The 12,611-nt window shown below is 50.3% G+C and carries 10 protein-coding genes, 1 tRNA gene and 1 pseudogene; 4 read left to right on the forward strand and 8 right to left on the reverse strand.

Annotation, left to right across the window (positions count from 1 at the left end):
- Window positions 1-8: 8 nt before the first annotated feature.
- Window positions 9-3,104 (reverse strand): DUF2723 domain-containing protein, encoded by a 3,096-nt coding sequence (locus PGR91_RS08420; protein ID WP_118655781.1) that lies wholly within the window; start codon window positions 3,102-3,104, stop codon window positions 9-11.
- A gap of 145 nt (window positions 3,105-3,249) precedes the next feature.
- Between PGR91_RS08420 and cysS the strand changes: the two genes are divergently transcribed.
- Window positions 3,250-4,716 carry a cysteine--tRNA ligase gene (gene cysS, locus PGR91_RS08425; protein WP_101573894.1) on the forward strand — a complete coding sequence of 489 codons (1,467 nt, stop codon included), beginning with the start codon at window positions 3,250-3,252 and terminating at the stop codon, window positions 4,714-4,716.
- Window positions 4,717-4,880: 164 nt separating this feature from the next.
- Here the strand turns inward: cysS and PGR91_RS08430 are convergent, their stop codons facing one another.
- From PGR91_RS08430 to PGR91_RS08445, 5 genes and pseudogenes are all read right to left on the reverse strand, one after another.
- Complete coding sequence (locus PGR91_RS08430; RefSeq protein ID WP_118655783.1) at window positions 4,881-6,161, reverse strand: UDP-N-acetylmuramoyl-tripeptide--D-alanyl-D-alanine ligase; 1,281 nt, start codon at window positions 6,159-6,161, stop codon at window positions 4,881-4,883.
- Between the two features lie 73 nt (window positions 6,162-6,234).
- Complete coding sequence (locus PGR91_RS08435; RefSeq protein ID WP_172970778.1) at window positions 6,235-7,320, reverse strand: mannose-1-phosphate guanylyltransferase; 1,086 nt, start codon at window positions 7,318-7,320, stop codon at window positions 6,235-6,237.
- 627 nt (window positions 7,321-7,947) lie between these two features.
- Window positions 7,948-8,259 carry a LytR/AlgR family response regulator transcription factor gene (locus PGR91_RS13530; RefSeq protein WP_306345986.1) on the reverse strand — a complete coding sequence of 104 codons (312 nt, stop codon included), beginning with the start codon at window positions 8,257-8,259 and terminating at the stop codon, window positions 7,948-7,950.
- Window positions 8,236-8,706, reverse strand: a pseudogene (locus PGR91_RS13535) (type I restriction endonuclease); the annotation flags it as partial. The gene PGR91_RS13530 and the pseudogene PGR91_RS13535, both read right to left, overlap by 24 nt.
- A 173-nt stretch (window positions 8,707-8,879) precedes the next feature.
- Entirely contained in the window at window positions 8,880-9,548 is a 669-nt protein-coding gene (locus PGR91_RS08445) for an IS1 family transposase (protein WP_153498143.1), read from the reverse strand.
- A gap of 278 nt (window positions 9,549-9,826) precedes the next feature.
- Between PGR91_RS08445 and PGR91_RS13540 the strand changes: the two genes are divergently transcribed.
- Together PGR91_RS13540 and PGR91_RS13545 are read left to right on the forward strand one after the other, a co-directional pair.
- Window positions 9,827-10,375 carry an AAA family ATPase gene (locus tag PGR91_RS13540; RefSeq protein ID WP_306345975.1) on the forward strand — a complete coding sequence of 183 codons (549 nt, stop codon included), beginning with the start codon at window positions 9,827-9,829 and terminating at the stop codon, window positions 10,373-10,375.
- 50 nt (window positions 10,376-10,425) lie between these two features.
- Complete coding sequence (locus PGR91_RS13545) at window positions 10,426-10,764, forward strand: DUF4143 domain-containing protein (RefSeq protein WP_310648899.1); 339 nt, start codon at window positions 10,426-10,428, stop codon at window positions 10,762-10,764.
- A gap of 379 nt (window positions 10,765-11,143) precedes the next feature.
- Here PGR91_RS13545 and PGR91_RS08455 read toward each other — a convergent pair whose 3' ends face one another.
- Both PGR91_RS08455 and PGR91_RS08460 read right to left on the reverse strand, forming a co-directional pair.
- On the reverse strand, window positions 11,144-11,758 hold the full coding sequence (locus tag PGR91_RS08455) for an IS1 family transposase (protein ID WP_216645970.1): 615 nt from the start codon (window positions 11,756-11,758) through the stop codon (window positions 11,144-11,146).
- Window positions 11,759-12,012: 254 nt separating this feature from the next.
- Window positions 12,013-12,097 (reverse strand) — tRNA-Ser (locus PGR91_RS08460).
- Between the two features lie 199 nt (window positions 12,098-12,296).
- Here PGR91_RS08460 and PGR91_RS08465 point away from each other — a divergent pair.
- Window positions 12,297-12,569, forward strand: coding sequence for an HU family DNA-binding protein (locus PGR91_RS08465; RefSeq protein ID WP_101572448.1), 273 nt, complete (start codon window positions 12,297-12,299; stop codon window positions 12,567-12,569).
- Window positions 12,570-12,611 lie beyond the last annotated feature (42 nt).

The following is a 12,611-nucleotide window of genomic DNA, read 5'->3' on the forward strand; positions in this document are numbered from 1 at the left end:
CGGTAGGTTTATTGGAGTAGCGTCCCGTTGTCCGTGTCGATGGGCGTAACGGTTGGCGTTTCCTGCTTTTTATCTTCCACGATTCCTTTGTCGATGAGGTACTGTTCGATCTGCCGGGCTTGCCCGGTCTGTCCGAACATGCCCGCGATCTGATAAAGGTCGTAGAGGTATTCTGCGTTTTCCTTCACGTCCCGTAGAGTCAGGTCTTTGTATTTCCCTGTAAAGCGCAGGTAATAGGTAATGTTTTCCTCCAGGTTTTTCGCATATTCTTCCAGCACCTCGTTTCCCTTGTCGAAAGCTCCGGCCATATAATAGGCCTCGATGATCGGAACGGTCGACAGGTAGTTGTGCCGGATCTGGCTGAACGGGATCTTCCGGATGCCGGTATCCAGCACTTCGATCGCCCGCGTCGTGTCGCCCTTTTCCAGCAGGGCCTTCGCCAGCCGGGCGTACAGCGTCCGCGCCTGCGTCGAGTAGAAATTGTTATGTACCGTATAATCGGCATAGACCTTCGGATCGTCGATGTTTCCGTAGGAGAATTCGTTCATCAGCTTGTCGTACAAGTAATCCGCATCGACCCGTCCGATGTTGAGATAGTCCCCTTTGGTTGCGATCGGCACCAGCCGGTACACGAATCCGTCGACCTGCAGGTAATCTCTCAGTCCGAGTTCTCCGGGCGAAATGGCTTGCGTGAAATAGATCGGCCGTTTCCAGTCGAAGTGCGCCAGCAGATCGATCAGCATCAGCTGGTCGCGCGTGACGATGCTGCCTTTCAGGGTCAGGTAGATCGTGTCGACCATCAGGTGCGCGTCTTCCGGTTTAACGATGCCGCTGGCGATCGCGTTCTCTTTGTTGACCGGGATCGCGATTTTCCGCGTCGGAATGTAGTCCCCTTCCGTTCCGAACGGCGTGGTCACTTTGGTGACCGGATCGTCGAGCCTGATCCATTCGTCGATCACCTGTTTCGCGGTGGCCGATTTGAATCGTTCTTTGATCGGCAGGTAATCGTTCCGGTAGGTGTATTTGTCGCGCGGCAGGGTGAACGGCACGGGATCGGAGTCGTTGCTCTTCAATTTCATCTGGTCTATGTACCAGTCGGCGCCCAGGTAGCTCATGTTCATCACGCGGACGTCGGTGCGCACCCCTTCGACTTCCTGTGCGTACCACAGCGGGAAGGTGTCGTTGTCTCCGTAGTTCATGATGATCGCGTTGGGCAGGGCCGATTTCAGGTAATTCATCCCGAAGTCGCGGGCTACGAAACGCCCGGCGCGGTCGTGGTCGTCCCAGTTTTTAGCGCCCAGCAGGGCCGGTACGATTGCGCCGATCAGCGTTGCCGCTACGGCCGTGTAGACGTGATCTCTCTTGAACCAGCGTTTGAACGCTTCGTACAGGGCCGGTACGCCGAATCCGATCCACATGCAGAACGCGTAGAACGATCCCGCGAAAACGTAGTCCCGTTCCCTCGGCTCGGCCGGCGGCGAATTCAGGTAGACGGCGATCGCCACGCCCGTCATGATGAAGAAGGCCATGACGACCGTAAAGTTTCTGCCGTCTCGGTTCAATTGGTAGATCAGCCCGATGATACCGAGGATGAACGGTAGAAAATAGTAGGTATTTCGTCCTTTGTTTGCCGCTTTCTCGCTCGGCAGGTGGTCCTGCGGGCCGAGGAACAGTTCGTCGACGGCGTTGATCCCGGAGAGCCAGTTGCCGTCCGTAATTTCGCCGGTCGACTGGATGTCGCTCTGGCGTCCTACGAAATTCCACAGGAAGTACCGCCAGTACATGAAGTTCATCTGATAGGCGAAAAAGAATTTCAGGTTCTCTGCGAACGTAGGCACGGTAATCGTTTCATCGCCGAACGGGATTTGACGTCCTTTGATCTGCACCCAGTTCTGGTAAGCCTTGATGTCGGACGGTTTTTCCGAGTACATGCGCGGAAAGAAGAATTCGAACTGCGGATCGTATTCGTATCCGCCCAACGTCTGCGCCGATTCGTATTTCCCGCTGTCTCCCTTGTAATAGGCCGTTTTTTCTTTGTAAGCTATCGGAGGCGACGAATAGTAGGGACCTTTGACCAGCGGTCTTGCGCCGTACTGGTCGCGGTTCAGCAGCGACAGCAGCCCGTAGGGGTTGTTCGGCGCGTTGCTGTTCATCGGCGGGTTCGCCGCCGACCGGATCACGACCGAAGCGTACGAACTGTATCCGAGGATCACTACGGTCACGCACAACAGAATCGTGTTGGCCAGCACCTTTCCTTTTTTATGCGTAAGATAAACGCCCCATGCCAGCGCGGCGAACAGCGCGAAAGCGTAGACCGTGATTCCGCTGTTAAACGGCAGACCGAACGTGTTGACGAACAGCCTGTCGAACAGTGCGCCCAGTTGGATCGTTCCGGGAATGATGATGAACATGGCCGCCACGAGGATCGCGGCGGAAACCAGCAGCGCCTTGACGACTCCCCATTTGGTCACGCTGTATTTGCGGAAATAGTAGATCAGTACGATCGGCGGAATGATCAGTAGGTTCAGCAGGTGTACGCCGATGGCCAGCCCGGTAAGGTAGGCGATCAGGATCAGCCAGCGGTTCGCATGCGGTTCGTCGGCGACGTTTTCCCATTTCAGGATCGCCCAGAATACGATCGCCGTAAAGAACGACGATAGCGCGTACACTTCGCCCTCGACGGCCGAAAACCAGAACGTGTCGGTGAACGTATAGGCAATGCTGCCGACCAGTCCGGCGCCGATCACGGCGATCGTCTGCGGCATCGACAGTTCGTTTTCTCTTTTACGCATCGCCCGGCGGGCTAGGTGCGTGATGCTCCAGAAAAGGAACATGATCGTGGCTCCGCTGGCCAGCGCCGACATCGCATTAACCATCAGGGCTGCATGCTGCGGCCCGGCGAACATCGTGAAGAAGCGCGATATCATCATGAACAGCGGCGCTCCGGGAGGGTGTCCCACTTCGAGTTTGTACGAGGTTGCGATGAATTCGCTGCAATCCCAGAAACTGGCCGTCGGCTCCATGGTCAGCAGGTAGACCATCGACGCGAAGACGAAGCAGAACCAGCCTCCGATCACATTGATTTTTTTAAAGGAATTGTTCATCAGATTTCTGTCGGTTATTTTTTCAATGCCGTTTTTCGGGAAAACGTATAATCCTTGCAAAATTAGAAAAATAACGGAAGAAACCGCAATTTAGTCTGAACTATCGGAGAAAGTTTTTAATTTTGCGTTGTTAAAAAACGCAGCCATGAAATCGAATTTGTCTATCCATAATACCCTGACACGCAAAAAAGAGGCCTTCGTGCCGCTGAAAGCTCCGTTCGTGGGACTTTATGTCTGCGGCCCGACCGTTTACGGCGATCCGCACCTGGGACACGCCCGTCCGGCCATTACGTTCGACCTGTTGTTCCGCTACTTGCGGGCGACCGGTTACAAGGTGCGTTACGTGCGCAATGTCACCGACGTGGGACATCTTGAGAACGACGCCGACGAAGGCGAGGACAAGATCAGCAAGAAAGCCCGGCTCGAACAGCTCGAACCGATGGAGGTGGCTCAGTACTATACCGACCGTTATCACGATGCGATGCGTCAGTTGAACGTCCTGCCGCCGAGCATCGAACCGCGCGCTTCGGGCCATATCATCGAGCAGATCGCGATGGTGCGGACGATTCTGGATCGCGGTTACGCCTATGTCAGCAACGGCTCCGTTTATTTCGACGTCGAAGCTTATAACAGGAAGTTCCGTTACGGGAAGCTCTCCGGCCGCGTACTGGAAGACATGATGGCCAATACGCGCGACCTGGACGGGCAGGGCGATAAGCGCAATCCGTTCGATTTCGCGCTGTGGAAAAAGGCGGCTCCGGAACACATCATGCGCTGGCCTTCGCCGTGGAGCGACGGTTTTCCCGGCTGGCACATGGAGTGTTCGGCGATGAGCACCCGCTACCTGGGCGAACAGTTCGATATCCATGGCGGCGGTATGGATCTGATGTTTCCGCATCACGAATGCGAGATCGCGCAGAGCACGGCCGCCTGCGGTCACGATTCGGCCCGTTACTGGATGCACAATAACATGATTACGATCAACGGACAGAAGATGGGCAAGTCGCTCGGCAACTTCATCACGCTTGAGCAGTTGACTACGGGCGCCCATCCGCTGCTCGAACAGGCTTACTCCCCGATGACGATCCGTTTCTTTATCCTGCAGGCGCAATACCGCAGCACGCTGGATTTTTCGAACGAGGCGTTGCAAGCAGCCGAAAAGGGATACGAACGCCTGATGAAAGCCGTCTCGACTTTGAAAAAGATCAAGCCGTCGGAAGCGTCTTCCGTCGATATTTCGGACGTTGAAGCCCGTTGTACGGCGGCGATGGACGACGACCTGAATTCGCCGATGGTGATTTCCGAACTGTTCGACTGCGTTCGGACGATCAATCAGATTTACGACGGCAAGCAGACGATTTCCGCCGCCGATCTGGCCGAACTGCGACGGGTCGTTGATTTGTTCGTGTTCGATATCCTGGGGTTGCGCGACGATCTGGCCGGCGATAATTCGCAGATGCTCTCTTCGGTGGTCGACATGATCCTGAATATCCGGATGGAGGCCAAGAACGCCAAAGACTGGGCCACGTCGGATAAGATCCGCGACGGCCTGGCCGCGATCGGCATCAAGGTCAAAGACCGCAAAGACGGTTTCGATTGGGAGGCGGAGTAGGGGCGAAGAGAGACGCTTCCGGTATAGTCGTTCCCGCCGAAAACGCCTGCGCCGCCCGGATTATCCGGGCGGCGCAGGCGTTTTATATGGATTTGCGCCGGCCGCGCGTTTGACCGTCCCGTCTTCTGCGTATTTTTCAACGACCCGCGCGCTTTCCTTGTTCGCTAAAGGCGTTCGGCCACGCTTTCCAGCTTCATCGTGCGCGATCCTTTTACGAGGATCAGGCGGCCGTGTATCGGATGTTCCTGCAGGTATTCGTTCAGCGCCGCCGCATCCGCGAAAGCCGGGTATATTCCGCGTCCCGCTTCCGAAAAGAGCTTTCCCACGAGGTAGACTTCGCCGATGCCGAGTTGCTGCAACAGTTCCACGATCCCGGCGTGTTCGGCTTCCGCGTATTTTCCCAGCTCGCCCATGTCTCCGAGCACGACCGCTTTGGGTTGTTCCGAGGGTTCTTTCGCAAAATTGGCGAGCGCCGCCCGCATACTCGACGGATTGGCGTTGTAAGCGTCCATAATCAGCGTGTTGCGCGCTCCCGCTTTCCGTTGCGACCGGTTGTTGTCCGGTTCGTAGCTTTCGATAGCCGCTACGATCTGCTGTTCCGGGACTCCGAAATGGCCGCCCACCGCGATGGCCGCCGCCACGTTGCCGATGTTGTAATCCCCGACCAGATGCGTCCGGATTTCCGTCGCACCTTTCCGTACCGTCAGGTAGTTTCCCTTTTCGGCTGCCGTCATCCCCGCCGTAGAGTAGGGAACCGCCTGCAATCCTTTTCGTTTCCCGATCATCTGCGCGAGGTATTCGCTTTCGCTGGAATAGAACGCCGTTCCTCCGTGCGTCTGTAGGTAGTCGAGCAGTTCCCCTTTGCCGCGCATAACCCCTTCGATGCCGCCGAAACCTTCCAGGTGCGCTTTGCCGATGTTGGTGATCAGTCCGAAATCGGGTTGTGCGATCGAGCACAGCAGCGCGATCTCTCCGCAATGACTCGCACCCATCTCCACGACGCCGAATTCCGCCGAACGGTCCATCGCCAGCAGCGTCAGCGGCACTCCGATGTGGTTGTTGAAATTTCCCTGCGTGACCGCTACGCGGTATTTCCGTTTCAGCGTCCGGCTGATCAGTTCTTTGGTCGTCGTTTTTCCGTTGCTGCCCGTAATCGCGAGGATCGGAATCCCCAGTTGCCGGCGGTGGCGTGCGGCCAGTTCCTGCAATGCTTTCAGCGTATCGGGTACGACGAAATAGTTCGCCTTTTCCGCCGCGGACATTCCGTCCGTTACCGCCGGGTCGTCTATGACCGCCGCCGCCGCTCCCGCTCCGACCGCCGCCGCCGCATAGCGGTTGCCGTCGAACGTTTCCCCGTGCAGCGCAAAGAAAATTCCTCCCGCGACGACCTGCCTGCTATCGGTCAAGATGCGCGGGAATTTGCAATATAAGTCGTAAAGTTCCATGAAGTCGTTTCCGGTTGAGATTCGGCGTTTTCCGGCCGCCGTTCCGTAAAAGACCGGCCGGTTTCGGTCGTTTTTAAATGAATTCGTCCCCGATCTTGAATTTCGTGTCGTCGATGAATTTTTTGATGTTCTGTTCGTTCGCTTTGGGACAGATCATCAGGACGTCCTTGTGGTCGACCACGATGTAATCCTTCAGCCCTTCGATGACGGTCAACTTATCCGTGTCCGTTTTGACGATGCATCCTTCCGTGTCGTACAGCATACAGAAGCGGCTTTCCACGTTCCCTTTCTCGTCTTTGGGCGAATGCTGGTACAGCGATCCCCACGTTCCGATGTCCGACCATCCGAAGTCGCTGCAGCGGACGTAAACGTCGTGCGCCTTTTCCATCACGCCGAAGTCGATCGAAACGTTGCGGCATTCGGGGTAGATGCGTTCGATGTGCTGCTGTTCCTGCGGGGTATTGTAGTAGGCCCCGATTGACCCGAACGTCTGTTGCAGGTCGGGCAGAAAGGCGCTGAAATTTTCGAGGATCGTTTCGGTCTTCCAGATGAAAATGCCCGAATTCCAGAAAAATTCGCCGCTTTCGACGAATGTTCTCGCCAGTTCGAGGTTCGGCTTTTCGGTAAACGTTTTGACTTTGAAGATCGGCGAGCCGTCCGTTTCGGAGCGGTTGTCGACCTGGATGTAACCGTATCCGGTGTCCGGGCGGTTCGGCCGGATGCCGATGGTCATCATTGCCCGCCTGTTCTCGGCGAATTCGGCCGCTTCGACGATCGCCCGGCGGAATTCGTCCTCGTTGAGGATCAGGTGGTCTGCCGGCGTCACGATCATCGTCGCATCCGGATTGACCGTTTTCAGCCTCCAGGCGGCATAGGCGATGCACGGGGCCGTGTTGCGTCCCACCGGTTCGCCGAGCACCTGGCGCTCTCCGATTTCCGGAATGTGCCGCAATACCTGCTCTTTATAACTGTTGTTGGTCACGACCAGGAAATTTTCCGGCGGAATGATTCGGGCGAACCGTTCGTAGGTGTGCCGGATGAAGCTTTTTCCGGTTCCGAGGATGTCGAGGAATTGTTTCGGTGTCGAACGGCGGCTGATCGGCCAGAAACGGCTGCCGACGCCTCCGGCCATGATGATGCAGTATCGGTTGTTGTTCATATGCTTTTTGCAGTTTTATCATACAATATTACGGCATTTTATCGGGATAACCAAACCGGGTCTCCTTAAAAAACAGGGTGAGTATGAAATAGTGTAAACAACACTATTACTGCTGTTTAACGATATTTAACAAAAAATAGTCAAGCGTTAAAACCGCGTGAAAAGACAAAATTCGGAAGGAGTTGCGTTGCCAAATCGTTACCGCAATCTCTTTCCGGACCTTGTTTTTAATGTATTGGGTTTCCGTTTCTTGCATCGTTTTTCATAACCTCGAATAACTCTAAGTCATGTATCATTGCAAAAAGTCTTTAGAGTTATGGCAAGAAGCACTTTCAAAGTCCTGTTCTATTTGAAAAACGTACTAAAACAAATTAGCCATTGATAGATAGTGATTTACAGTGAAAATCTCTATTATTGGGTTACGATTTACCAACTTGCAGACTTCATCGGGTTTCTCAATATTGCTTTTTTCAAATAACGCTTCCATGTCTGTAATAGTAACAATAAAAATCCGAAAAACGGAATGTTGACGTTTTCGGCAAGTTCTTTAAGTCGCAGGCGGGCATTTCCCCCGCACAATATAGGAAGAGATTGGGAGAGACGTTACGTAATGCTCTGCTTGCTTCGTTACCCATTCCCGCCCAGCATCGCCATCACTTCCTCCGCATACTTCTTCCCCACGGGCAAGATCTTGCCCGTCTTCGACAGCGTCACTTCCGAGTGCGTGAAACGGGCGATGCGGTTGCGTGCCACCACGAAGGAGCGGTGGATGCGGACGAACTCTCCCGGAGGAAGCTGTTCCTCCATGCCACGCAGGGGAATCTTGGAGAACACCGATGAGTCGTCGGCAAGATGCACCTTGACGTAGTTGTCCACGGACTCTATGTATAATATGATGTTGATGGGAATGGTTACGTTCTTGTATTCCGATTTCAGCACGATTTGCTGCATGGCTCGCCGCGGACTGACATCATAGGTTTTCAGTTCGATCTGAACAACCGGAATACCGTTGATAAGCAGAATAACATCGTAACGATGGTAGCTGTTATCGGTATTCATCCGTAATTGATTGATTACTTCATAGTCGTTCTTACACCAATCTTTTATATTGACCAGTGTGTATTGCAATGGCGTTCCGTCCTCACGGGTAAATGTATTTCGCTCGCGTAACCTTTTCGACGATACGAAAACATCGGGATTGATAACCTCCTCCAGCAACCGATCAAATTCGGAATCGGATAATTTTACTTTGTTCAGCGTCTCGAATTTCTGCCTGAAATTTGCTTCAAGAGAGGCTCTATCGTGAATGTCATCACGATAGACATATTTTAGTTGCTCCGTCAGTTTCCGAATAAAACTTTCTTCTATCTGTTTTTCCCGATTCATAACAGTTTTAAAAGTGTGTATATTACACCTAAGTTGTTACAACTTATAGCGATTAATTCGGGTTTTTACGATTTTTAAAGTATAAGAAAGAGCAGTATCGGATTATTTTGTTTTGCTGGGTTATTTTTTATTCGATATTCAATAATCACATTCGCCACTGTTAGATGATTATACTATCTCCAGAAATAAATCTTCAAGATTGCAGATAGAATAACAGCATTCCTGCTGAAATAGATGGTTTTTCGAGCCAGGCGCTTCAGATGTGTCCGAATCGTTAAGTTATGTTGTTCGATATGATTAGTTCCGTACAATGACGTCCGATGGATTTTTGTCACAATTAGAGAGCGATAGTTTTTTAATCTATCGGTATGACCCCGTTTTGTATCGGATAGATGGAGTGTTTTGAGGACAACGTTAAGGGTGGCGTTTGTCCGTGGGCCGATATTGTAACTGACGACCTGTTTGGATTTTCTATCCAAGACATATGCTATCCAGATGTGTTCGGACTTTCTTCGTATAAAGCTCTTTATTTCATCTACTTTATAGGTGCTTTGAGTAATGACTGTCGGACGCGAGATTGTATGAACAATCTGTACAATTCTGCTAAGTAGTGTTGTGGGAGAGATATTCAGTATTCGTGCTGTACTTCGTATGCCGCTCCCTCTTTTCTGGTAGGCGTCGTAACTATATAGTGTCTGTTGTTTTCGATGACACGACTTGCATTGGTAGCGTTGCCTGCCGTTACTCTGCGTTCCGTCTTTTACGCATGTGCCTCCGCAATATTTGTTTCCATTTTTACGATCATATAGATTTAAACATTGCCCTATATTTTGTAATCGCAAAAGTATTGAGTAAATTTACACAAGTCGTTGAGTAATTTATTTATTATGTACGAACGCCCTTATATAAAGGAGATTCAAGCAAGGATCGAAGAGCCACGAAAGTTCATACAGGTAATCCTCGGGCCTCGTCAGGTGGGGAAAACCACGATGGTAAATCAATTGCTGCAGAAACTTTCGTTACCTTAATGTATATGAATCTGCGGATGCCGTGTCGGCGACTAACTCGGCATGGTTGACTCAGGTTTGGGAGACAGCTAGGCTTAGAATGAAGGCTGCAAATGTGTCGGAATATCTGCTCGTGGAAGATTGAAAATTGGAGTGAGATCGTCAAGCAGCAATGGGATAAGGATACGCGAGAAAATATCAATATTAAAGTAATTTTACTGGGATCTTCCCGATTATTGATTCAGAAAGGACTCACAGAGTCATTGGCAGGACGTTTCGAAACATTTTATCTCGGCCATTGGTCTTTTGCTGAAATGAAAGCTGCGTTCGAATGGTCGATTGAGCAATATGTTTATTTCGGGGGATATCCGGGTGCTGCCTCGCTTATTACCGACGAAGAACGTTGGAAAAACTATATGAAGGATGCTTTGATCGAAACAAGCATTTCAAAAGATATCCTGATGTTGACTCGCGTGGATAAACCGGCATTGTTAAAGAGATTGTTTGAACTCGGTTGTTTATATTCTGGCCAGATTCTTTCTTTCACTAAAATATTGGCCAGCTACAAGATGCCGGTAACACGACGACGTTGGCAAATTATCTTAAATTGCTGTCTGACTGCGGCCTCTTGGGTGGTTTGGAGAAATATGCAGGAAATGTGATTCGATAGCGATCGTCGAGTCCTAAGTTTCAGGTCTACAATAATGCACTGCTGACTTCACAAAGCGATGAAACTTTTGAGGACACAGTAGTCAATCCGAAATTATGGGGACGACTGGTTGAGTCTTCTGTGGGAGCACATTTAATGAATCACTCCATATCTGATAGATATAATCTGTATTACTGGCATGAAGGTAATTTCGAAGTAGATTTTGTTCTTGAAAAAGGAGGTAAGGTTGTTGGTTTGGAGGTGAAAAGCGGAGCTCATGCAGACAATGAGGGGATGGGTGTATTTGCTGAGAAATTTCAACCGGACAAAGTGTTGCTTGTTGGAACAGGAGGAATTCCTTACGACGAGCTTTTGAAGATAAGTCCCAAAGAGTTGTTTTAAAATTAGGTATTATTAATCTAATAAACAGGTTAATAAGGCATGAATATTAGACTTGTATAGTCTTTAGGCTCCGTAATATTTCTGCTCTAATTACTGGGATTATTTCTAATTGTATTGACAAATTTGACACAAAAACAGTCATTGTACTGACGTTTTTCAATTAAGATTTTGGCAGGTAAGAATATTTCAATTGTCAAAATTGCTACGTCATTTCTGGATGCAATTATTTGTATATTAAATATTTACAATCAATTTATTGGCTGGGTTTGCCACTATTCCGCATTAATACAGATGGAATATCCGTTGTTTTCCTATATTGCAATTTGCGCCTAACTCAATAAAACTTGATTGTTTTTGCATGTCGTAGATAATCTTATCCTCAGAAATAAATCTTTAACACCGCATAAAGCATTATCGCTTTCCGGCTGAAGCAGATCGTGCGGCGGGTCAGACGCTTGATATGTGTACGGATGGTCAGGTTATGACGTTCGATGTGGTTGGTGCCGCGGTGAGCAGTCCTGTGGATTTCCGGTGAGATGAGTGTTTTATATTGCCGGAGTTTATCCGTATAGATCAATCTGGCATTGGTCAGTTTATCGGTAACCTTACTCAGCGTTTCATTGGTACGAGGTACAACAGAGAAACAGACGACGGATTTGTCAGCGCAGTTCAGAGCATAGGCTACCCAGATATGATCTTTTTTACGGCCGACAAAGGTTTTGATTTCATCGACTTCATATTCTATATTGGCTGTTACATGCGGAGCTGTTATATTTTTGGAGATGGAGATGATTCTTCTAATGAGAGTAGTCGTTGATATTTCCAGTAACCTTGCGATGCCTCTGATCCTGACGCCCTCTTTGGTATATTCCGAGATCGTCCGGTTTAATTCCGGGATATAGGCTTGGTAAGAATAATCCGCCTGTTGTTTCCTGTGGCAGTGTTTGCATTTATAGCGTTGTTTCCCATTCTCTTGATAGCCTTTTTGATACAAGTTCCTCCGCAAAATTTGCAAGTCATTTTTTTCGTGCCCTAATCTGATACATGAAGGTTCCTATCCGGAACCCTCGGCCGGTTTTCAGCCGATTTGCGGGCGCAAAAATACAAAAGACGACCCGAAAGTCGTCTTCTTTTTATGTTTTTCTTTAAGTCATGATAATGATTTTCAGCTAGTTGCAATCCTATGCCCTAATCTGATACATTACCTGGGTGTTGGTCGTGTAACTCGCTGATAATAAGCATTATTTGCGGAGAGAGAGGGATTCGAACCCCCGGAGCCTCGCAGCTCAACGGTTTTCAAGACCGCCGCGATCGACCACTCTGCCATCTCTCCGGGGACAAAAATATAACGGAAATTTTACTTTTCCAACTTGTAGTGCGCTTTCTCCCGTTTGTTTTCCGGCGGCGGGACGTTTGTTTTGCGTTTCGGACGGTTGGCGAATTTTCCATTTTAAGTTTTTCGTTTTTACGAGATAAATGACTATATTTGTAAACGTGCTGAAATTCAGCGTGTTTACCTAAACTTAAGAGTCATGAATAAATCTCAACTCGTTGACGCCATTGCGCGAAATGCAAAAATTACGAAAGTCGATGCCAAAAAAGCGCTCGACGCGTTCATTGAAGTGACCGGCGAAACGTTGCGGTCGGGCGACAAGATCGTACTGGTCGGTTTCGGATCGTTCTCGGTGGCTAAAAAGCCGGAACGTACGGGACGCAATCCCCGAACGGGGGCGGCTATCCGGATCGCCCCGCGGAATGTGGTCAAATTCAGAGCCGGTGCAGAATTGAGCGATATGCTGAAATAACGGGGAGGTCGGGACGAAAGCGGGCGGTTTGCGGAAACGGGC

Origin of the sequence: Candidatus Alistipes pullistercoris (assembly GCF_027665465.1) — a bacterium.
In the GTDB taxonomy this organism is placed as follows: Bacteria; Bacteroidota; Bacteroidia; order Bacteroidales; family Rikenellaceae; genus Alistipes_A; species Alistipes_A hominis.